The organism is Clostridium thermobutyricum, assembly GCF_000371465.1.
Taxonomy (GTDB): domain Bacteria; phylum Bacillota; class Clostridia; order Clostridiales; family Clostridiaceae; genus Clostridium; species Clostridium thermobutyricum.
Genome location: NZ_KB850956.1, coordinates 2,861,877 through 2,884,346 on the forward strand (window position 1 = coordinate 2,861,877; position 22,470 = coordinate 2,884,346).

Genomic DNA, 22,470 nt, shown 5'->3' on the forward strand with positions numbered 1-22,470 from the left:
ATAAAAGAGCTTATTTATGCATTGGTAAGTTCTTTAAATATGCTTAAAAATTCACTTTCAACCTTATTAAAATCTACAAATTCAAAAGAAGGATTACTTTTTATTTCTGGTTCAGTATTAAACAGTTTTTCTCCTAATAATGCAATAAACTCATGATATAACATACAGTCATCAACTGAATTAACTTGAAGTTTTTCTTCTTCAGATAAATTTTCAGGTAAAAACTTTTTATATATAGCATTTTGAAGATTTTTTTCAAATCCTAAATAATGTTCAAGATGTTTTTTTACTGGTCTTGTAATATCAGCTAAATAAGCTTCGCTTCCATCATGAAGAAGACAAGCTAACTGAACTTTTTTTGAATAATTTCTCTCTTTAGCTTCTTTTGCACAATTAATAGAATGTTGAGCTACTGAAAAGAAATTTTTAATATGACCATTTGCTCTACACATAAGTGATAGAGAATGAGCAATATCATTAATATTTATACTTTTTTCTTTTGGATTAATTGGTGAAAAGTGTTCTTTAGAATAAGTTAAAATGTAATCTGACATAAATTTCTCCTTGAATTAAATATTAATTGAACATTGAAAAATAATAACATATGAATTAAATAAAGTAAAATAATTATAAGATATTAACAAAATATTATTTGACAATATCACTAATTAGTGATAAATTAAAAATATAAAGTATATAAAAAATAATTAGATAGATTAAAAAATTTAAACAGTGAGATGATACAAATTTTTTTAAATAAATATCACTAATTAGTTATAAATTTTAATATGAAAAGTGCATAAAAGTTTAAAAGGAAGTGAAAAATACTAATGAAAAATTTTAGAAGTATAGAATATATATTTAAAGGATCAAAACCTCATATGGTTGGAGATGGATTTAGAGTTTCACAATACTTTCCAGAGATGATTAATGATGTGAGTCGTTTGTCCCCATTTTTACTATTGGATTATAATATACCACAATATTATGCTCCATCATCAACTAGATTAGGAGTTGGAGCTCATCCACATCGTGGATTTGAAACTGTAACAATTGCTTATGAAGGAAAAGTTGAGCATCATGATAATAAAGGAAATCACGGAATTATAGGTCCAGGAGATGTACAGTGGATGACTGCTGCTTCAGGAGTTATGCATAAAGAATATCATGAAACTGAGTTTAGTAAAAATGGTGGTACTTTACATATGATTCAGCTTTGGGTTAATCTTCCTAAAGATAAGAAGATGACAGAACCTAAATATCAAACTTTATTAAAAGAAAATATGGGAACTTTGAAACTTGATGATGGTAAAGGTGAAGTTAGTATTATTGCTGGTAGCTTCAATGGAATACAAGGGCCTGCTAGTACTTTTACTAAAATGAATATTTACAATGTAAATTTAAAATCTTATGGGAAAATTACTTTAAAAGAAGATAAAACTTTTAATACAGGAATACTTGTTTTAAAGGGAAAAGTTAAAGTAAATGAAAATAAGATATGTGGAGAAAAAGACTTTATTTTATTTAATAATGTAGAAGGAGATATCTTAGTTGAATCAATGGAAGAAGATTCATTATTTATTGTTCTAAGTGGAGAACCAATAAATGAGCCAATTGTATCACATGGACCATTTGTAATGAATACAGTGGAAGAGATATATGAAGCATTTGAAGATTATAGAAATAATAAATTTGGAACTGAAAATTTCTAAAAAAATTTTATAAGTAATAAAAAGGAGAAATAAACATGAGTAAAGTATTATATATTAAAGCAAATATTAAAAATGAAGGTGAATCAAGAACTTTTAAAGTATCTGATAGCTTTGTAGAAGAATATAAAAAGAATAATCCTAATGATGAGGTAATTGTATTAGATTTATATAAAGAAAATATAGATTTTTTAAGACCAGAAGATTTAGGAAAATTATTTGGACCAAAAGATGAAGAAAGTAAAAAGAATCCAATATTAAAATATGCATATCAATTTGCAGAAGCAGATAAATATATAATTGCAGCACCTATGTGGAATTTAAGCATTCCTTCAATATTAAAAGCTTATATAGATTATGTAAGTGTTACTGGAATAACATTTAAATATACTGCTGAAGGACCAGTTGGACTTTTAAATGATAGAAAAGCAGTTCATATAGTATCTAGAGGTGGAGAATATAGTGGTGCTCCATTTGAAATGGGAGATAAATACTTAAGAACTATATTAGGATTTTTCGGAATTAAAGATATAGAAACTATTGCTGTAGAAGGTGTAGATGTAATGGGGGTTGATGTTCAAGCAAAAGTAGATGCTGGAATACAACAAGCTAAATCACTTGCAAAAAATTTTTAGAGAGAAATATGAATATTTAAATTTAAAGTAGTAGATATAAGATCTACTACTTTTTTATTTTGTACTAAATTAAATTTACATTAAATTCTAAAATTGTATTGACTTAGAGTTAACTTCATATGGATAATATTAGTTAATGGATAAAATAAATAATAGGAGAGATAGATATGAGTAGGAAAATTATATTTTTTGATGCTGATGGGACAATTGTTAAAGGACATGGAATGTCAAAATTAACTTTAGATGCATTTAAAAAACTTAGAGAAAATGGGCATATTTTAGTTTTAAGTACTGGAAGAGCTTTATCTGCAATTGACGGTGTTTTAGAGGAGATGAATTTTGAAAATATTATTTGTTCCGCAGGTGGAACAGTTGTAGTAAATAATGAAATTATATATACAAATCCAATGTCAAAGGAAAGTAAAAAAGAATTATTAGATTATTTTGATAAATATAACGCTGTTTATAATATGGAGTCTAATGATTATATTTATATTAAAAAAGGGCAAAAAGAAAAATATATGCGTTTATTTGAGCTACCTAAAAAAGGAGAAGTTTCAGAAGAAGAATATAATGCTATTTTACATAGAAGGGAATGTATATCTAAAAGAACAAAAGAAATTGAAGATACTTCAAATATAGATATTAATAAAATTCATTACTATGGAGCTGATATTTTATATGATAATAATAAGTGTCCATTAGATTATGAAAAAGTAATACAAGATTTAGGTGATAAATATAATTGTGTTTCACTTTCTTTTAGCAAAATGTTTTGTGGAGGAGAAATTTGCGAAAAAGGAGTTTCTAAAAAAGCTGGAATGGCTGTAATTTTAGATTATTTTAATGTAAATAGTGAAGATATATATGCAATAGGTGATGATTATAATGACATTGAAATGATTGACTTTGCTACAACAGGTATAGCAATGGGACACGCACCTGAAGAGGTTAAAAATCATGCTAATTATATTACTAAAGATATAAATAATGATGGATTTTATTACGCAATGAAACATTTTAATTTAATATAAAAGTAGAATTTTAAGTATATAAGATATTTTAAAAATTACATTATGATATTAATAAAGTTAAATATAAAAAAAGAGAACTAAGATTAGTTCTCTTTTTTATAGTAAAATTGTATTTTCATCACATTCTATATTTATATTATTATCATTATAATTTAATTTATCTTTTCTATAAGTCCAATATAAATAGATAAAACATATTAAAATAGAAACGAAAGTAGAAATAGGAGCTGCTAATCCTAATTCATATAAAGTAACACCAGCAGTTTTATTTAATATATAAGTTAATGGAATTCTAACACCAAATGTTGCAATTAAACTATGTATAAGTGAAACAATTGATTTGCCTATTCCACTAAGGTATCCATTCATACAAAATACAAAGCTAACCATAATACAATCAATAGAAAAAGACATTAAATATTGATTTGATGAATTTATAACTTCAATATCATTTGAAAAAATTGATGTTAAAGTTTCAGGATAGAACTGAGAATATAATGTTGCAAAAATACCAAATATTAATGAAAATAGTATTCCGTAATAAAGAACTTTTCTTGCTCTTTTATGCTCACCAGCTCCAATATTTTGAGCAGTCATAGCTGAAACTGCTGAACCAAAAGATATTGGTGGAAGCATTGCAAACATAATAATTTTTCCAACTACTCCAACGGAGGCAGATGCGATTACTCCTATAGTGTTTATTACAGATGTAATAATTAAAAATGATATGTTAACAAAAGCATCTTGTAATGATAATGGAAGTCCAACTAATAATATGTTTTTAACAGATTCCTTATCTAGTTTAAAATGTTTTTTATTAATCTCAAAAGAAAATCCTTTTTTAATCATATTTTTCTCCTATTCTCTTACCAATTAAGACTGTCCCACCCATTGATATACCTAAAATTATTCCTGTTACAGTTTGCATAACTTGGCTTCCGATAGAAACAGCTGAAACTGTAGCAGAATTAGTAAATCTTCCAACAACAAATAAATCAACAGCACCATATAATGCTTGTAATAAACTTGCAAATAAAAATGGAATTGCAAACTTTAATAATGTTGTACTTATTTTACCTCTCGTTAAATTACTCAATTTAATACCACCGTAAATAAATTTTATTGTTTGGGAAATAATTTAGAATATAAATTATAAACAAAAAGCTGAATAAGCAAGTAAGTTATTATTACTATACTATCCAGCATATGATTCTAAAAATTATTATAGCCCTGATGAATAAATTTATTGTACAAATATATTCCAAATCAGTCAATAATTTTTTGGAATATATTTGAGAATATAAAAATAATTTATTAAATCTATATTATAACACTTTAAAAGGATTTATTCCTTTAGCTTTTAATTCATTCCAAATTAAAATACAATATAATAAGTCAAAAATAAAACATAAAAATATAAAAATTCCGATAAAATACCAATTGTCAGGGTGAATTAATATGTAATATATACCTGCTGTTGGTGAAGTTCCAATAAATTTTAATAAAGCAGAATAAAAAGATTGCCCATCAATTGAATAATTATATTTTTTTCTAGAATAAAATGTATTAACAAAGAGAATACTCATTATTGCATTTTGTATATAAGCAATAAATATTGCAACTTCAAAAATGCTATTTCTAAAGAAATCAAATTTAATGAAAAAAGGTGTCCCAATAATCATGATTGTAAAAGAACTTAAAAAAGAACAGATACTTATAAAGAGCCAAAAACATTTTGATATATCATATTCTTGTTTTAAATAGTTATAACTATATAAAAAATAAGTTATAACTATAATTAAATCTAATATAAACCAGATAGGATTTATAATAGCTGAAACACTATCATTAGTCTTATAAATAAATGCAAAAACAAATTCCCAAGAAAAATTTAAAGATAATGCTACTAAAGGAATGCCATATGACTTATCTTTAAATCCTCTATAGATTAATATTACATATACAATTGTCCAACATATTCCACTTATAACTTTTAGCATAGCATAACCTCCTGAATATACTATTAATATTCCCAGTTAATTGACTAAATAAAATAGAATATATTGTAAGAGTTATCATCAAGTATAGTATAATTTTAATGTTTATATTATTTAAGATTATTAACATCTTTTAATAAATCTTCAAGCTTTTCTATAGATACAATTCTTTCATTACATTTATTGCTATCTAAACATATATGAAATCCTATTGATCTATAATAGTCTTCTCCTGATTTATTTGATTTACAGATAGGTGAAACAAATGCTACTTCGTTTTCAGGACCTATATGATTACAAAGCGTACAAACATTAGTATTATTTGAATTAGTATTTGGTAATCTACATGCCATGCCAATTAGCTTACCATTCATATTATAAGCTATAAGTAATTTTCTTATAGAGTAGTCAATCCATCCAAGATACACTTTTGGAGTATTCTGAATTTCTAAATCAGGAAATTTTAATTTTTTTTCTTTTTTAAATAATTTTTTAAGTTGAGCATTTGTTATTTTAGGCATTCCATAAACATAATCATTTAATTTTGATAAATATGGATTAATGTATAGAGAATCAGTTATTCCGTTAATATCAAGTAAATTTTTTTGTTCTTCAGATAAATCTGAAAAAATGCTTAATATTTTTTCATTTAAATATAATTTAGTTGCTTCAACAATTTTTTTATCATTACAGTTTCTTAAAGTATTATTTAAATCGAATAAGCATTTTTTTATATAGTTATAGTCTTGTTTTTTTATGAAAGGATTCATAAAATATAACACCTCTTTTCTAATTTGATATATTAAGAATTAATGCATTGTTTTATTAAATAAAAAATGACTATTATTACTCCGATTTGAAAGCAATAATAATCATCTAAATAAAAATATATTAAATATTAATAATTGTACTATTTAAAGATATTAGTTTAACTTAGATAAGCTTTCATGTGGTAGACACAATGAAAGAATAACATTATTTTAAATAAGCATTCAATCTATTAAATAGTTCTATATTGATTATGAGCGTAATTTCTTTTCTTGATTTACTATTCTTCTTATACTTTTTTCAGATAAATAGTATGTTTGAGCTAGTTCATAAACACTAGATCCATTGAGATATTTTTTATAAATTTCATTATTTCTAATCTTAAGAATATTTTTTATACCACTTTTTTCTCCCCAAGCTTTATGCTCTCCACTTTTTCTAGGTATATAAAGATACTCTCCATCTATATAATCTTGTATTATTTTAAGAATATCATCTGGTAACACATCCTGTGCTTTTATATATTTCATTTTTTTACTCCTTTACTTTTATTAAACTATTAAAGCAAAGAGTACAAAATCTATGTGTTACAGAGCCTAAATCATCTATATAATTTCAGCTAATTTTTACAGATTAGGCTCCAGACAAAGCATAGCTTACTTTTTTGTAGTCTTTGCAAGGAGCAATCTGATTTAGAGATGAATGTATCATAGACCTTCATAAAAAACACCTCCTATATTTTATGATAATTATATTATAATAAATATATATATTAAATAATAGTATAGTTTCGAAGAGATATTATTATAAGGAACTAAAATATAGAAGATTTATAAACTATTAAAATTAGGATTTAATAGGGCCATAAGAATCTTTATCTAATAGTGTTAATGCGAGAGTTAGTTCTTCTATATGTTCTTTTTCATCACTTGTTATTTTAGAAATAAGGGCTATAAGGTATTCGTCAGTTATATTATCTATAAAGAACTCATAAAGCAATATAGCTTCAAGCTCTCCTTTTATAGCCTCTCTTATAGACATAAGTAAATTATGGTTTTTATCTTTAGAATAAGATAAATCGCTATATTTTCCTATGTTCTTAGAAGAAATATTTACTTGGTCTCTAACCTCACATTCAAATTCCTTTTGTTCTTCATCATATTTTCTTAGTGCATCTAAAAACATACCATAATGTTCTTTTTCTTCTTCCATAATGTGATGAAAAATATTTATTGCTTCTTTATTATTAGTAAGTGATATAAAAGTGCTATAGTCATTTATAGCTACTAATTCAGCAATCATCCCCTCTCTTAAAAATGCTACTTTGTCTATAAGGATTCCCTGAGGTTGTCTATTAGTTGTATAACTCATAAAAACTCCTAAAAATTACTTTATAACATCATATGATTTTCAAATTTTATTGTTACTTTAAATTTGTTATAGAGGATACTAAGATAAAAGAATTAAGTCATAATATCCTATTATTTAAAGCATAAATTTAGTATTATAAAATAATTTTAAAATTTAATTATCAATTGAAACGTAATTATTACAGTAAAACTTACCTTTAGGTAAGTTTACTAACCTAAAAGTGCCTACTTGTGATATTTTCAATTGATAAATATAATGAGGACATAGATTAAATTAGTTTTTGGAGGAATGAAATATGAAAGTAGTTGCATTTAATGGAAGTCCTAAAAAAGAAGGAAATACATATAATGCTATAAAAATTGTAGCAGACCAATTAGAAAAAGAAGGAATAGAAGTAGAGATTATACATGTTGGTGATAAAGCAGTAAGAGGATGTTTAGCTTGTGGTGGTTGTTCAAGAAACAAAAACGAAAGATGTGTTATTCAAACTGATGAAGTAAATGATTGGATTCAAAAAATGAAAGAAGCTGATGGAATCATTTTAGGTTCACCAGTACACTACTCAGCAATTGGAGGAACAATGAAATCATTCTTAGATCGTGCATTTTATGTTGCTTCATCAAATGGCGGAATGTTTAGACATAAAGTTGGTGCAAGTGTAGTTGCAGTAAGAAGAGCAGGTGGAATTCCAACTTTCGATCAATTAAATAATTTTATAAATTACTCAGAAATGTTAATGCCAACATCAAACTATTGGAATGTAGCAAGTGGTACAGCTCCAGGAGAAATGCTTCAAGATGAAGAAGGTACACAAATCATGAGAGTATTAGGAAAGAACATGGCTTGGTTAATGAAACTTGTAGAGTATGGAAAAGATGCCGTTAAAGCACCAGAGCAAGAAGAAAAGAAATATATGAACTTTATAAGATAGTATATAAATGAAAATAAGTAGCACTTTTAAAAAGGGCTACTTATTTTTTTATTCTACAATGATATAATTAGAACTTATAATAAATTTAAAAATTAGAGATTTGTAATAATAGATAAAGTTATATTTTAAATAATATTTGAGATGAAGATAATAAAATATAAAATGATAGATATTATTAAGAGTTATTGATAAGATTAATATATAAATTTTATTAGGAGGGGTTGTATGAAAAAAGCTATATTTTTAGATATTGATGGAACTTTAATAGATTGTTTTAATGGAATGACTGAGATTTCACCTAAAGTAAAAACAGTAATTCGCTCATTACAGTCTAAAGGGGATTATGTTTTTATAGCAACAGGAAGACCTTATGCTTTTTTAAGCCAAGCTATATTAGAGTTTGGATTTGATGGATTTATATTAGCAAATGGAGCTCAAGTAATAATTAATAATAAAACTATTTATAGTGATTATCTTAAAAAAGATTTTTTAAAAGATTTAATTTCAAAACTTGAAAAAAATAATATTCAATATATTTTACAAAGTGATAAATATTCATATATAAAAAAAGAGTTTAAAGAATTATACGATTTTTATTATAGAGTAGGGATATCAGGAAGTTTATTAAAAGATACTTACTCACTTGAGGATATAAATGTTTTTAAAATAGAGATGTTATGTCTTGATGAAAAAACATCAAATATATGCTTAGATTTAATAAGTAACAATTCAGATTATAGTCATGTTAATAGTATAGATGTAAAAGCTTTTGAGCTATATTCAAGTAAGAATACTAAGGCAACTGGAATATTAAAAGCATTAGAATATTTAAAAGTAGACATTAAAAACAGTTATGCTTTTGGTGATGGAAAAAATGATATAGAAATGTTATCAACTGTAGGATGTGGAATTGCTATGGGAAATGCTTGTGATGAAGTAAAAAAATATGCGAAAAAAATTACTGATACAGTTCATAATGATGGGGTAGCAGTTGGAATTGAAAAGTATGTTATTTAATGGGTATAAAGGATATAGTTTATATCTTTAAAATTTATATTTTTTTGATATAATTTAAACTAGAAAAGCTTAGTTCGGGCAACACTAAGCTATATAAGATTAAACCAAAAGTAAATATCTTTAATTTTAATATTAAAGATAGTCGCTTTCACAACACTCTTTTGTTTTAATGAATTTTTATAAAAAGCACTGTCTTTCTTGGATGGAAGACGGTGCTTTTTTATAAATAAAATTTAATAGGTTATTACCTATTAAAAATATAAAATAATAATATTTTACCTATACTTAAATGTGCCTTATAATAAAATTGTAATAGAGATTACAGATTATAAAAAATAAATTTGAATTTATATTTTATTAGAATACGAGTAGATAAAGATGAGCAGAAAATTAAAAGAAGGTGCGTAGTATGATGAAATATTTTGATAAATTAGAGAATTATCCTATAGCAATAAGTGGTACGTGCTTAGCATTTATAACACTTAGCAATAGTTTAGCAATAAAAGGTATATATTTCGTAAAACCAATAGCAATAGCCTTAGCAGTAGGTATGTTAATATTAATGGTTGGAAAATTTATAAAAAATCCAAGAAAATTTTATAGTGAAATGAAAGATCCAGTTTTAGGTACATTTTTCCCAACAATAGGAATGGTAACTTGGCTAGTAGCAAATTACTTTTATCCTGTACTTCCAAGAGTTTGTACTACTTTATGGTTAGCTGGAGTAGTATGGCATTACTTTATAGTAGTTTTATACACTTATTTAAGAATAAAGGAAAGAAATTTCAAAAATATAGTTCCTACAGCATTTATAGTTTATACAGGGATGATAACAGGAACTGTAGCAAGTAAAGGAATAGTTGGAGTTGAACCAATAGCTAAATTTATGCTTATGTTTGGATTTATTTTCTACACAGCATTATTACCAATGGTTTTATATATAGTATTTAGAAGTGAAAAGATGGAAGATCACAGAATACCAACTGTAGGTATAATATGTTCACCAGCTCCACTTGGAGTAGTTGGAATGTTAACTTTATACACAAATCCAAATAAAATAATGTTATGGTGGCTTATAATAACAGGATTAATATTATTACCAGTTGTTTATAGTTATATATATAAATTATTTAAATTAGGATTTAAACCAACATATGCTGCATTTACATTCCCATTAGCAATAGCAACATTATCAGGTTTTAAATTAGGAGCTTACTTTAGCAGAATGGGAGAAATGAAATTAGCATCTTTATTCACTTTCTTAGGAAATGTAGAAATTTTTATTGCAACTTATGTAGTATTATTTGTGCTAATAAATTTCTTAAAGTTATTTATAAAAGCAATAGATCCAAGATTAGAAACAAAAATAGAAAAAGATATAGAATATATAAACGAATCAATAAAAGAAGAGGTTTGTTAATTAAAATAAAAGTGCCTATATTTTATAATAGGCACTTTATTTTTATTAATTATTATGTTTTACATTTTTACTTATTAAATCCATAAAATTATCAGGAGTAACAACTCTAACTTTAGGATTATCATTTAATTTATCAATAACATTTTTAACATTATTCATTGTATTACTCCATACATGAATATAAACAAAAGTATATGAGTTTATATCATTTTTGTTTGTAAAACCTTTATTTACTCTATCATTTATGTTTTCAACTAAGGTACTTTCATCTTCTAATCCACCCCACAACAAATCACGACATGATACAACAGGTTTATTATTTGACCATACAGTTTTTCCTTGGTAAGCATTATTTAGATTATAGTTTAGATAAAATAAACCATCTATATTACTATGTTTAGTATATTTATCCCATAGACTAACATCATCTAAAGATTCATCATCAAGAATTAAAACATAATTTTGGTCACAGTTTTCCATATAATTATTTAGAATTTTAGTATAACTATCTAAATTATTTCTAGGAAATTTGCTTGGGAACATATATCCATTTCCAGAGGGAGGAACTAAAAAATAATCTGAGTATTTTAATGAACTAGCATTTTCATAATATCTATTAAAAACAGTAGGAGCTAAATAATATAATGATGGACTTAAAGACCAACCTAAATTAAAATATCCTCTATGAGCAGAGCCAAACCATTTTTTATTACTATAATTACTTCCAAGTAGCCATTGTTGGTTATCTCCATCAGACATAATAAATGTTACATAATGAACCCCATCTTCATCTATATAATTATTTGTTTTTTGTTTTTGTGGATTAGAGGGAAATGCACTAAGAACAGATAAATTATAAGACCAATCAGATGCGATTACATCAACTCCATATTTAGAAGCTATTGATACGTTTGTATGCTCATCAGGTCCCCATCCTAAACAATGAGAATTTTTGTCCATTGAAGAAAAAATCTTTTTTCTTAATGTATCATCTTTTACATCATCTTCATAAAAAATAAGTGATTTAGACATTATTGCGTAATCTCTTAATGAAGCAGATTTTTCAGGAGAAAGTTCTATAACAATAGAATGATTAAGACCTGAATTCCATAAATTATTATATCCCCACTTTTTATCTGTATTTCTACAATCGCCAATTAAAGTTTTTATGCCATAGTCTTTAACCTTGCTTTCTAAAGTTTCATCAATAGCTATAGAGTTCTTTAGAGAAGCAAGAGAACACGCGTTATTAATAGAATGAATATTTTTCTGATTATATAAAACATATCCATTTGCATAATTGCCAAACTGATTTAAGATCTCCCATGGATTTTTAAATTTTTTATATTTAACTTTATAGTTATTTTTCAAATCTTTAAGCCATATATAATAATCTGGATCATTTGAAGGAAGTATATAAATTTGTGTGCTAGATTTATTTGATATTAATCCTTGAAGAGTAGATATCATTGTTCTTTCTTCTTTAGTCATATCATTTTCTGATATTACGCATAAATTTTTTGGAACTATTGGATTTTTTATATATGAATTTTTAGTTTTTATAGTATCAGATAAAACATTATTAGAAGCCACTTTGAATTCATCTGATTTACATTTATTATAAAAATTACTTAAGAAATCATGACGTCTTTTATTAAAAAAATATTGAGCATTAGGTTTACTTATTTTGGATAGTATAACTTGACGAGTAATAATATCATCTAAGGGAACTTTTTTACAATTTTTCATAATATCATACATTATCATAAATGTAGTTGTTCTTCCTATACCAGCTTTACAATGAAAATGAAGCCAACTATTTTTAGGCTGATATTTAACAAAATTAACAAAGGAATTAACCATTTCATCAGAGGGCAATCCACCATCAGTTACTGGAATTCTAACATAAGAAATTCCTTTATTATTTACTAACTTACATTCATTTTCAACTTTTTTAGGAATAACTTGTTTTTGAATATTTTTATGAGCATAATAATTTAAAGGTTCATCAAGCTTTATTGATTGTAATTTCTGATTTTCATCACATATAATTTCTTGTAAATTCAAACCGGCATTTGCATTATTTAATTTATTTTTCCAACTTATAGCCATTCCATTTACAAATCCATGCGATTCTTCTCTTAAATCAATATCAATAATATTATATTTTTTTCCTATTGAATCTTTAATTAATGAAAGTGTACTTTCAGTAAATTGAGAACTACCTGAAATGTTCAATTCATTAAGTCCGGTTAAATTCAGATTAGGATTTTTGCTAAGGTCAACAGTATCTGTACTTTTACGGAAATGTTTATTTAGCTTATCTGTAGAAGCAGAATCTAGAACTAATCTTACATCATCATATGCAAACGTAGGAAGTGAAAATCCTAGCAAACATATAATTGTTAATGAAATAAGTAAAAAAGATTTTATATATTTTTTCATTAGAATTTACTCCTTTTATCAAATTTAAATATATTTTAGTTTGGCTATAGAGATGAGGTTTATTCATATATTTTAGATTACTTATGATGCAGTTATAAAATTAATAATGCAATATTATAGATTAGGAATTCAGTATATTAGTGCTATGATTCCTAAATCATAAGAAAATAAATAATAATTAAAAAATGTACTTTTATGAAAATTTTAAAAATGCATTTTTTAATTTATAAAGTATATATAAAAGATAAATTGTACAAACTATTCTTGAGGTGATATTTATGGCTAAGAAAAAATTTAAAAAGAAACACATAAATCATAACCCACAGGTAGAAAGCGCAAAATCACTTTCAGGTGAACCTAAGTCAAATGGAACTGAAAGAGATATGACTAAATTCTCTTAAAGAGTAAAAGGTATGTATTTTTTATACATACCTTTTACTCTTTATAATAAATATAATTATTTTTTATGAATTAAAATGAGGGTGTAAAACTTAAATTATATTTTAAATGATATAATATAGGAAAATTATAATAACTTAAGAATGATATATTAAAAGGGGATAATATTATGATAAGAAAATTGAGAAATGAAGATATAGAAAAAGTTATGAAAATATGGAAAGATAGTACGATTAAAGCACATGACTTTATTAGTAAAGAATACTGGAAAAATAATTATGATGTAGTTAAAAATACATATATACCTATGTCTGAGACTTTTATATATGAAATAGAAAATAAAATAAAAGGTTTTATAAGTGTAATAAATAATGAATTTATAGGAGCTTTATTTGTAGATATTAATTGTCAAGGCTTGGGTGTAGGAAGTGAACTAATAAATTATGTAGTTAAAGAGTACAATAAATTAAGCTTAGCTGTTTATAAAGAAAATAAAAATGCTGTTGAATTTTATATTTCTAAAGGCTTTAAAATAATTAAAGAGCAAAGAGATGAAGAGACTGGAGCTATAGAATATATAATGAGTATATAAATTTAGAATTTAACTTAGATTTATATAGAACTTTTTAGATATAAATAAATGAAAAAGCATTCTGAAACAGTTTTGCTTTTTCATTTATTTTAAAATTTCAATTAAAATAGATTTGGAGTTTTATTTTTTTTCCATGTAAATTGTAATTTTGTAAGAAGTTTTTCATCTGTAATAGTATGAAGTGTAATTACTTCTTCATCTGAAACTTCTTTTACTTCACTAGATACATGAACTGTACTTCCAATATTAGTTTCCTTTTTAAATAAGACTTTAATATTAGATAGGTCATATTCATTTAGAATATATTTAGGTAAAGTATCAATAGACATTTCCATATATTTTACGTTATTAACATGATTATTTGAATCAATATCACTGTAACTTATAGTATAGTCTTTTGAATATTCTTCATTTTCTAAAGATATTAAATCATCTAATGGTGGACACTCATCTAATTCACGTTCTAAGCCATATACTTCACATTGGTCAGGAGTTATTTTCATTGGACGTCTTTTTTCAATATCAATTATTATTGCAATAGAAGTTGCTTCAGCTATAACTTTATTTTCAGAGTTTCTAATAGTATAACCTCTATAACCATAGAATTTTTTGTAACCTAAAACACGAGTATCAACGCTTATAGTATCTCTAAATTTAGGATATTCGTATATATTTATATCGTATTTTAAAAGTACCCAAACACAATTATTATGTACAAATCCTTCTTCAGTTTCTCCTAAAGAATCAGATTGAGATATGACTATATCCCATAAATAATTTGCTAGAGTTGAAAATTTACATTGATGTCTAGCATCAACATCATAAATATTTATTTTATAATCTTTTTTAAATGCATTGTTCAAAATTTTTCCTCCTTTATAGACTTTTATTTATAAATATTAACTAAATTCTTAAATAATATTATAAACTTTAAGTTTATTATCTCAAAATTTTTTTTAGAATAAAATGTAAATTTTACGTTTCTGTAACAAAAATTAAACTTTTATATAAAATTTATGTGATATTCTTACATTATAAATAAATATGTAATTTTTTTGTTAGGGAGGCATTAAAATGAAAACAAAGGTAATAATTTCTATTGTGGCTGCATTAGTAATTGCAGGAGGAATTTCAGCTCATGCAACTACTAGTGCAGTTAACAATAAAGCTTTAACGGCAAATAAAATTAAAACTTTACAAATTGAAAATTTAGATAATAAAAATATTAAGGTGAATAACATTAGTTCAAATTCTAATGTTAAAGCAGCTGATATTACAAAATTAAGTAAGCAAGTAAGAGAAGATGAAGGAGCTGAATCTATTAATAATAATATTGAAGAGGTTAATAATGTAAATGGAAAGATAGGCTATGTAACTAATATAGCTGTAAATAGTGAACCAGAATTTATAGTACCAACAGATAATGGTAACTCAAGATATGTTATAAATAATGGAGTTAAAGTTACTATTTTAGGTGAAAAAGGTGATTATTATAAAGTTAAACAAAATGGTGAATTCTATGGATATATAAATAAGAAATATATAACTTTTACTGATAATCAAAATGATATTCACCCAAATGATAATGCGATAATTTCAAAATACTTTGGAAATTGGGTAGTTAGTAAACAAATAGGAAGTACTGTAGGTGAAGTTGGAAAATATAATTCATATGAAGGACAAAAATTAATAATGACAGATAAGTTATATTCATTTATGGGAAAAGTTATCAAAAATCCTCAATACTATATTTATAATATGAGTGTAAATTCATATTTTGGAGATTCAAAATATAATAAATTAGAAAATGTTACTGTTAATAAATTTGGTGAATTACAAGTCTTAGTTGTATTACCTCAAAACGAAAAAATTACAAATAGAGTATTCAATGATAAATTCCCAGCAGATCGTGTTTTAATAGCAGGAAATAAAGTAATAACTTATGGTGGTGGATTAGGAAATTCATCTATTAATGAATGTGTTAGAGAAAATTAAAAAAACATAATAAATAAAAAGCATTCTATTTAAAGAATGCTTTTTATTTAGCCAAAATTGATTTAATATCTGATAAACTTCTGATTATATTATATTCTCTATGTTTAATTTTATTATAAATGTATGATTTATAATCTTCACATAATAGGAATGAAGTTATACCAAGTTTTTTGGCAGCATCACAATTTTTTATATTATCATCTACAAAGATTGCTTCATTAGGAGAAAGACTATATTCATCAATAGAAGAAATATGAAAAGTATTTATATTATTTATATTTTTCTGCGAAGAAGTATTTAATATTTTAAAACAATTTTTAAAACTAATCTTTTTAAAAATATTTTTTAATGATGTACAGTTATTTGAGTTTGATTTTGGGTGATAATTCTTGCTCAATTCGGGAAATAATTTAAAAGTGTCATTAAAAAATTTATAATGGTTATACACATAATCCACATTAATAGAATCTATTTTTTCAAATTTTATTTCTAATTGTGGAAAATTCTCTCGTAGTATTTTATAGTAATAATTAAATTGTTCAAAATTTTCTTTTTCATATATTATCAAAGATTCATTAAATTCGGGGTCTATGCGTTTTGGGAAAGATAAATTTCTTTGATATTTCTCCTTTGAATTAAAGTTATTTTTATTAATGTATTTAAAAAAATTTGGAGCTATAAACCAATGCCCTGTAGGTGAAATGTTTAATACCCTTTCAGGATTAAATAATATAGCTTTAATTTTATTTTTATCAAAAGTATTTGATTTACTCACTTAGTGTTCCCCCATAAAGCATTTAAAATATAAAATCTTAGTAATTTTGATATTATGGTAATATAATATTAGATTTATTACAATAACTATATAGAAATATAAAATCTAATTGAAAATTATAAAATATATACTTGAATATTATTCAAGTAATTTATTTATATATTAATTTGGAGGTATAGCCTTGAGAAAAGAACTTAGCGAATTAAAGGAAATAAAAAAGACTATTGAAAATAAATTAGAACATATAAGAAATGAAAAAGATAATTGTGATAAAAATACTATAAAGGCTTTGAAAAATGATATATTTCAAAAGACATCTAAGACTTTTATATATAATTTAAAAAAATTAATTCAAATAGAGGGTACACAAAAACATTTGGCTAGAAAGATAGGAGTATCTGAAGATTTACTTTCAAAATATAAGAGTGGAGAAGCTTTTCCCTCTATAGAAACTTTAATATATATTTGTGAAATATATAAAATAAAAATAGAAAATCTTATAAGTATTCCTTTAACTGCTATAGATGTAGAAAATTTAGAGAATAATTTAAATATTAAAGAAGATTTATTTGAAGAAAAATACTACACTTATTTCTTAGTGACTAATATAGGCAGAGAAGGTGGAATACACGAAGGTATAATTGAAATATTAAATGATAATGTTACTTTTAAAATTTTATCAAGAGGCGGAGATATAGTTAAATGTTTTAAAGGAAATTATAATACATCTGATAAACTTATTTATTTTTCATTACAAAGTGCTGAAGATGGAATTACTAACATAACTATGATTAAACCTAATGTAAATAAAAATAAATATACATGTGGATTAGCAATGCTTATGCTTCCATCTGATGCTAATAGTAAACCATGCGCTCAAAAGATATTATTTAGCAAAATAAAGCTAGATAGATCTTTGTATAATCATAAATTAAAAGAGTTTTTAAATTTTTCAGTAAGTGAAAATGAATTTGGAAATATAAAACTATCAAGAGAAGAAGATGAAAAAGTTTATAACTTTATAAGAAAACTAATTTAAATATAAAAAAGACTTATGCTATTTGAATTTTTGCATAAGTCTTTTTATATACGTAATTTATTTAATTTTATAATCCGATAATACAATTTCTAAGCCTCCATATTCTTAAAGTTAAGCTTAGAATTAGCAAACTTTATCGCTATTTATGTAGTATCCAAATACCCCTGTTAAAACTGCTTCTAAAATTAATAAAATTCTATTCATTTCTTAGTCCTCCTAAATATCTTTTGTTTGTTTTCTATGATTTAATTTTACTTAGAAAAACCAAAACTACATATCGAAGTATCTTTCAATAAGCTTACAAATTTGAAATATACGAATTAAATTGAATATTTTATATGGTAAAATTTTTATAGGGCAATGTTTAGATTTAATAAAAAGTATTTTTAAAGCTAAAAATCAAGTAGAAGTTTTATTTAGTTGAGGTTAGGGATTATGAAAAAGAAGTTGATAATTATAAATGGAGTAATGGGTGTTAGAAAAACAACAATTAGCAAAAAGTTATATAGAGAACTCGAAGGATCTTTTTGGCTAGATGGAGATAATTGTTGGATTATGAATCCATTTAAAGTAACAGAAGAAAATAAAAAAATGGTATTAGAAAATATAACATTTATATTGAATAATTTTATAAGTAATTCAAATTCAAAATATATAATATTTAATTGGGTTATACATACTGATGAAATAATGGAGGATATAATTAAAAAGCTAAATACTACTAATTTAGATATATATAAAATAACGCTTATGTGTTCTAAAGAAAATCTTTTAGAAAGAATATCAAAAGATATAAAGTTGGGTATAAGAGATGAAGAGAATATAAAAAGAAGTTTAGATAAATATGAATTATATCAGTCAATGAATACAATAAAAATTGATACAACTAATAAAAATATAAATGAAATTATCTTAAAAATAAAAGATGTAATAAGTTAAGAGAGTATAATAGTTTAATTATAAATAATAGATTGGAGATAGATTTATATGCACTTTAAGAGAATAACTTCAAAAAAAGATATTTATTTCGATAAATTAATGGAAATATATAATTATAGTTTTCCAGAGTTTGAAAAAAGGACTTTGAATGATCAGGTAGAAGTTTTAAAAAATGATAATTATAAATGTACTGTAGTTTGTGAAGAGAATATTTTAATTGGAATAATACTTTATTGGGAATTTGAAAACTATAAATATGTTGAACATTTAGCTATTAATAAACATTTTAGAGGTAAAAACTATGGATCAAAGATTTTAAAAGAGTTTTGTAGTGATAATAAAATTATTATTTTAGAGATAGATCCACCAATAGATGAAGTATCAATTAAAAGGCTTAATTTTTACGAAAGATTAGGATTTGTTATGCAAGAATTTAATCATATACATCCACCTTATAGAAAAATATATAAGGGACACAATTTAAAAATTATGAGCTTCAATAGAGAATTATTAAAAGAAGAATATGATACATTTAATAAATTTCTTAAATATGAAATAATGAAGTATTCAGAATGTAACAATTAGGGGAGAGAGAAATGATATTTAGAGAAACAACTAAAAAAGATATAAAAAATGTAATGGATATTATAAATGCAAGTAAGGAATATCTTAAGAAAAATAATATAAATCAATGGCAAAATGGATATCCAAATGAAGAGGTTATTTTAAATGATATAAAAAATGGAGAGGCATTTATTCTTTTAGATAATGAAAACACTATTATTGGAACTATAGCAATATCATTTAGAGGGGAATCTACATATGATAAAATTTATGAAGGAAAATGGCTTACTAATAGTGAATATGCAGTTATACATAGGATTGCTATTAAAGATGATTTAAAAGGAAGAGGAATATCAAGAGAGATATTAAAAGAGGCAGAAAAGCTATGTTTAAATAAAAATATAAATAGTATAAAAATTGATACTCATGAAGAAAATTTGTCTATGCAAAGATTTTTAGAAAAATCAGGTTTTAAATATTGTGGAATAATTTATTTAAATAGTGGGCTAGAATGTGGAGAAAAGAGAATAGCTTTTGAAAAATTAATATAATAAAAAAATAGTATGTACTGAGTAGAAATATCAATTACATACTATTTTTTATCTGTTAAATTTTCAGCTATAAGGCCTTTCTCTGGATTATAGCCAACAATATACTCAGGAGATGATGGTGAATTTATTTTAAATTTATTAGAGTTTTTATCTAATACAATAAATTCGCCTTCTGGTTCAGGTATAAATACATCTTGAATCTGAGTTAAAGAAACATTTAAAAGAATAGAAAACTCATTAAAGAAACCATTTTTTTCTTTTTTGATAACATCTTTTTCAATTTTTATGTGATTTAATTCGCAAGATATAGGATTAGGTTTTTTGTGATAGTAAAACTTAAAGTCAATAGTATCTAAAATAGGTGAATGATTTAATTTTATTTCCAAACACTCATTAATAGGAATATTTAGAGTTAGTGACTTTATAGAATTTGTAATAGTGGTATACTTTAATGTTTTATTAATTAATCCACTAATGAGTAATGTAGAGTCTCCATCAAAATCTAATGGATTTAATGACAATTTATTTATATTTTCTAACACATCAATATAAGAAGGATCAAAAGGAATATTTGTAGTTTTAGATAGTTTTATAGTAATTGTCCCAAGTACTACAGGAGCTTTAATAACTAATGATCCAGGTTTACCTAATGTTACGAAATACTCACAAGTAGCAGTAGATTTAGTTCTAGCGTTCATATATAACTCCTATAAAATATAAATTATTATAAATATATTCAAAAGAAAGAAATTAAATAACAAATAATTAAAAAGATATATAAAATAAAAAAAGGAGTGCCGAAAAATCAACACTCTTTTTTATCTAAAATTTAAATTACTAGCAAATATTTTCAACTGCAATAGCTGTCATTTGAGCTGAAACAGATACACCAGCACCTAATAAAGTAGCATTTGTTATTTGAACAGTATAAGTTTCACATCCGCAACAATTTGAGCAATCACAGATTTGGAATGAGAATGAAGTAGTTGCTAGCCCAGCAGGTAAAATTTCAGAGAATGTAAATGATTCACCTACAGGATTAGTACATCCATTACAACATTTAAATACTGTAAAAGTTAAAGTAGTTAATAAACCAACTGGTACATTTATTATAAAATTGAAGTTAAGAAGAACTGTAGGATTACATAATTCTCTAGTATCTATAGTAATACTACCTACAGGGTAAGATGTTGGTAAAAGTACACCAGCAGCTATTAAAGGTAATGGACCAACAGATCCTCTAGCACATTTTAATAAAGCTTTTCCTGGCATTGGACCACAAGGGCAAGGTTTTTTTACTACATAACATTCTTCATAGCATTGTTTTTTTTCGCTTTCGCATTCTCTTAAACAGTTTTGGTTTTCTTGTATCATTTTATAAATTCCTCCGTAAACTTAAATAGTTTTTTGTTAATCAAATTTTTATCTTTCAGTATAATATATTTTATGTAAAAGGATGGAAAATGTGATATATGATTTAGAGGAAAACAAAGTTTTTATTCTTTAGAGAAAATATTTTATAAATAAAATAAGTTATCAAATTATTATTTAATTCGATAACTCATTTTAAAGACTATATATCTATCATTAATTTAAAATACTTATAATTTTAAAGTATACAATTAGATGATTAATTAACAAATATTTTCAACTGCAAGAGCTGTAATTTGACCAGAAATTGAAACACCAGCACTTAATAAAGTAGCATTTGTTACTTCAACTGAATAAGTTTGGCATCCACAACAATTTGAACAATCGCAAATTTGGAATGAGAATGATTTATTTGCAAGTCCAGCAGGTAAAATTTCAGAGAATGTAAATGATTCACCTACAGGTTGTTTACATCCATCACAGCATTTAAATACTGTAAAAGTTAAAGTAGTTAATAATCCAAGTGGTACATTTATTAAAAAGTTGAAGTTAAGAAGAACTGTAGGATTACATAGTTCTCTAGTATCTATAGTTACACTACCTAAAGGATAAGTTTGAGGTAAAAGGACACCAGCAGCTACTAATGGAAATGGTCCAGCAGCTCCTCTAGAGCATTTTAATAAAGCTTTTCCTGGCTTTGGAGCACAAGAACAGGATTTCTTAACTATAAAGCATTCTTCATAACAATGTTTTCTTCTAGGTTTTCTGCATTCGCAATCATAATCTTCATAGTAGTGTTTTCTTTCAACTTCTTTACATTCGCAATCACAATCATTTAAATAATGTTTATTTTCTTCTATCATTTTCATATTTTCCTCCATAAATTAAAATACATTCGTTAAATAAAATTTTTTATTT

Annotated in this window: 26 protein-coding genes; 13 read left to right on the top strand and 13 right to left on the bottom strand. The window is 24.5% G+C overall.

Annotated features, from left to right (window positions below; all coding sequences use genetic code 11):
- Window positions 1-14: 14 nt before the first annotated feature.
- Window positions 15-554 carry a hypothetical protein gene (locus HMPREF1092_RS13455; RefSeq protein WP_002599205.1) on the bottom strand — a complete coding sequence of 180 codons (540 nt, stop codon included), beginning with the start codon at window positions 552-554 and terminating at the stop codon, window positions 15-17.
- Window positions 555-830: 276 nt separating this feature from the next.
- Between HMPREF1092_RS13455 and HMPREF1092_RS13460 the strand changes: the two genes are divergently transcribed.
- The 3 genes from HMPREF1092_RS13460 to HMPREF1092_RS13470 all read left to right on the top strand — a co-directional run bounded on the left by HMPREF1092_RS13460 (window position 831) and on the right by HMPREF1092_RS13470 (window position 3,378).
- On the top strand, window positions 831-1,712 hold the full coding sequence (locus HMPREF1092_RS13460; RefSeq protein WP_002599206.1) for a pirin family protein: 882 nt from the start codon (window positions 831-833) through the stop codon (window positions 1,710-1,712).
- Window positions 1,713-1,747: 35 nt separating this feature from the next.
- Window positions 1,748-2,344 (top strand): FMN-dependent NADH-azoreductase, encoded by a 597-nt coding sequence (locus tag HMPREF1092_RS13465; RefSeq protein ID WP_002599207.1) that lies wholly within the window; start codon window positions 1,748-1,750, stop codon window positions 2,342-2,344.
- Window positions 2,345-2,511: 167 nt separating this feature from the next.
- Entirely contained in the window at window positions 2,512-3,378 is an 867-nt protein-coding gene (locus HMPREF1092_RS13470; protein WP_002599208.1) for a Cof-type HAD-IIB family hydrolase, read from the top strand.
- Between the two features lie 96 nt (window positions 3,379-3,474).
- On the opposite strand, the gene HMPREF1092_RS13475 is transcribed toward HMPREF1092_RS13470, so the two are convergent.
- The 6 genes from HMPREF1092_RS13475 to HMPREF1092_RS13495 form a co-directional block, all read right to left on the bottom strand.
- Window positions 3,475-4,227, bottom strand: a complete 753-nt coding sequence (locus HMPREF1092_RS13475) for an MATE family efflux transporter (protein ID WP_002599209.1) — start codon at window positions 4,225-4,227, stop codon at window positions 3,475-3,477.
- A complete protein-coding gene (locus tag HMPREF1092_RS17595) occupies window positions 4,220-4,474 on the bottom strand; it encodes an MATE family efflux transporter (protein WP_002599210.1) in 255 nt (84 codons plus the stop codon). The genes HMPREF1092_RS13475 and HMPREF1092_RS17595 overlap by 8 nt, the downstream gene beginning before the upstream one ends.
- A gap of 229 nt (window positions 4,475-4,703) precedes the next feature.
- Window positions 4,704-5,378, bottom strand: a complete 675-nt coding sequence (locus tag HMPREF1092_RS13480) for a transmembrane-type terpene cyclase (RefSeq protein WP_002599211.1) — start codon at window positions 5,376-5,378, stop codon at window positions 4,704-4,706.
- 107 nt (window positions 5,379-5,485) lie between these two features.
- The gene (locus HMPREF1092_RS13485) at window positions 5,486-6,145 is read right to left on the bottom strand and encodes a FusB/FusC family EF-G-binding protein (RefSeq protein ID WP_002599212.1); all 660 of its coding nucleotides are present in this window, start codon (window positions 6,143-6,145) and stop codon (window positions 5,486-5,488) included.
- Between the two features lie 249 nt (window positions 6,146-6,394).
- Complete coding sequence (locus HMPREF1092_RS13490) at window positions 6,395-6,673, bottom strand: CD3324 family protein (RefSeq protein ID WP_002599213.1); 279 nt, start codon at window positions 6,671-6,673, stop codon at window positions 6,395-6,397.
- A 316-nt stretch (window positions 6,674-6,989) separates the two neighbouring features.
- Window positions 6,990-7,514, bottom strand: a complete 525-nt coding sequence (locus tag HMPREF1092_RS13495) for a hypothetical protein (RefSeq protein WP_002599214.1) — start codon at window positions 7,512-7,514, stop codon at window positions 6,990-6,992.
- Window positions 7,515-7,809: 295 nt separating this feature from the next.
- Here HMPREF1092_RS13495 and HMPREF1092_RS13500 point away from each other — a divergent pair, with 295 nt between their 5' ends.
- The 3 genes from HMPREF1092_RS13500 (at window position 7,810) to HMPREF1092_RS13510 (ending at window position 10,882) form a co-directional block, all read left to right on the top strand.
- Window positions 7,810-8,445 carry a flavodoxin family protein gene (locus tag HMPREF1092_RS13500; protein ID WP_002599215.1) on the top strand — a complete coding sequence of 212 codons (636 nt, stop codon included), beginning with the start codon at window positions 7,810-7,812 and terminating at the stop codon, window positions 8,443-8,445.
- A 225-nt stretch (window positions 8,446-8,670) separates the two neighbouring features.
- A complete protein-coding gene (locus HMPREF1092_RS13505; RefSeq protein WP_002599216.1) occupies window positions 8,671-9,462 on the top strand; it encodes a Cof-type HAD-IIB family hydrolase in 792 nt (263 codons plus the stop codon).
- Window positions 9,463-9,871: 409 nt separating this feature from the next.
- Window positions 9,872-10,882: a TDT family transporter gene (locus HMPREF1092_RS13510; protein ID WP_002599217.1), complete on the top strand. Its 1,011-nt coding sequence runs from the start codon at window positions 9,872-9,874 to the stop codon at window positions 10,880-10,882.
- Window positions 10,883-10,927: 45 nt separating this feature from the next.
- Here HMPREF1092_RS13510 and HMPREF1092_RS13515 read toward each other — a convergent pair whose 3' ends face one another.
- Window positions 10,928-13,327, bottom strand: a complete 2,400-nt coding sequence (locus tag HMPREF1092_RS13515) for a GxGYxYP domain-containing protein (RefSeq protein WP_002599218.1) — start codon at window positions 13,325-13,327, stop codon at window positions 10,928-10,930.
- Window positions 13,328-13,605: 278 nt separating this feature from the next.
- On the opposite strand from HMPREF1092_RS13515, the gene HMPREF1092_RS17705 reads away from it, so the two are divergent.
- Window positions 13,606-13,728 carry a CPC_1213 family protein gene (locus HMPREF1092_RS17705; RefSeq protein ID WP_002599219.1) on the top strand — a complete coding sequence of 41 codons (123 nt, stop codon included), beginning with the start codon at window positions 13,606-13,608 and terminating at the stop codon, window positions 13,726-13,728.
- 167 nt (window positions 13,729-13,895) lie between these two features.
- A complete protein-coding gene (locus tag HMPREF1092_RS13520; RefSeq protein WP_002599220.1) occupies window positions 13,896-14,318 on the top strand; it encodes an N-acetyltransferase in 423 nt (140 codons plus the stop codon).
- Window positions 14,319-14,419: 101 nt separating this feature from the next.
- On the opposite strand, the gene HMPREF1092_RS13525 is transcribed toward HMPREF1092_RS13520, so the two are convergent.
- Window positions 14,420-15,181 carry an acyl-[acyl-carrier-protein] thioesterase gene (locus HMPREF1092_RS13525; RefSeq protein ID WP_002599221.1) on the bottom strand — a complete coding sequence of 254 codons (762 nt, stop codon included), beginning with the start codon at window positions 15,179-15,181 and terminating at the stop codon, window positions 14,420-14,422.
- A 211-nt stretch (window positions 15,182-15,392) separates the two neighbouring features.
- Here HMPREF1092_RS13525 and HMPREF1092_RS13530 point away from each other — a divergent pair, with 211 nt between their 5' ends.
- Entirely contained in the window at window positions 15,393-16,313 is a 921-nt protein-coding gene (locus HMPREF1092_RS13530) for an SH3 domain-containing protein (RefSeq protein WP_002599222.1), read from the top strand.
- Window positions 16,314-16,356: 43 nt separating this feature from the next.
- Here the strand turns inward: HMPREF1092_RS13530 and HMPREF1092_RS13535 are convergent, their stop codons facing one another.
- A complete protein-coding gene (locus HMPREF1092_RS13535) occupies window positions 16,357-17,088 on the bottom strand; it encodes an HAD hydrolase-like protein (protein WP_002599223.1) in 732 nt (243 codons plus the stop codon).
- A 223-nt stretch (window positions 17,089-17,311) separates the two neighbouring features.
- Here HMPREF1092_RS13535 and HMPREF1092_RS13540 point away from each other — a divergent pair, with 223 nt between their 5' ends.
- The 4 genes from HMPREF1092_RS13540 to HMPREF1092_RS13555 all read left to right on the top strand — a co-directional run bounded on the left by HMPREF1092_RS13540 (window position 17,312) and on the right by HMPREF1092_RS13555 (window position 20,181).
- The gene (locus HMPREF1092_RS13540) at window positions 17,312-18,127 is read left to right on the top strand and encodes a helix-turn-helix transcriptional regulator (RefSeq protein WP_423219194.1); all 816 of its coding nucleotides are present in this window, start codon (window positions 17,312-17,314) and stop codon (window positions 18,125-18,127) included.
- Between the two features lie 435 nt (window positions 18,128-18,562).
- The gene (locus HMPREF1092_RS13545) at window positions 18,563-19,066 is read left to right on the top strand and encodes an AAA family ATPase (RefSeq protein ID WP_002599225.1); all 504 of its coding nucleotides are present in this window, start codon (window positions 18,563-18,565) and stop codon (window positions 19,064-19,066) included.
- A 48-nt stretch (window positions 19,067-19,114) separates the two neighbouring features.
- A complete protein-coding gene (locus HMPREF1092_RS13550) occupies window positions 19,115-19,651 on the top strand; it encodes a GNAT family N-acetyltransferase (protein ID WP_002599226.1) in 537 nt (178 codons plus the stop codon).
- Between the two features lie 11 nt (window positions 19,652-19,662).
- Entirely contained in the window at window positions 19,663-20,181 is a 519-nt protein-coding gene (locus tag HMPREF1092_RS13555) for a GNAT family N-acetyltransferase (RefSeq protein ID WP_002599227.1), read from the top strand.
- A 41-nt stretch (window positions 20,182-20,222) separates the two neighbouring features.
- Here the strand turns inward: HMPREF1092_RS13555 and HMPREF1092_RS13560 are convergent, their stop codons facing one another.
- The 3 genes from HMPREF1092_RS13560 to HMPREF1092_RS13570 form a co-directional block, all read right to left on the bottom strand.
- Window positions 20,223-20,879 carry a hypothetical protein gene (locus HMPREF1092_RS13560; protein WP_002599228.1) on the bottom strand — a complete coding sequence of 219 codons (657 nt, stop codon included), beginning with the start codon at window positions 20,877-20,879 and terminating at the stop codon, window positions 20,223-20,225.
- Between the two features lie 139 nt (window positions 20,880-21,018).
- Window positions 21,019-21,555 carry a DUF4489 domain-containing protein gene (locus tag HMPREF1092_RS13565; protein ID WP_002599229.1) on the bottom strand — a complete coding sequence of 179 codons (537 nt, stop codon included), beginning with the start codon at window positions 21,553-21,555 and terminating at the stop codon, window positions 21,019-21,021.
- Window positions 21,556-21,815: 260 nt separating this feature from the next.
- Entirely contained in the window at window positions 21,816-22,421 is a 606-nt protein-coding gene (locus tag HMPREF1092_RS13570) for a DUF4489 domain-containing protein (protein WP_002599230.1), read from the bottom strand.
- Between the last annotated feature and the right edge of the window lie 49 nt (window positions 22,422-22,470).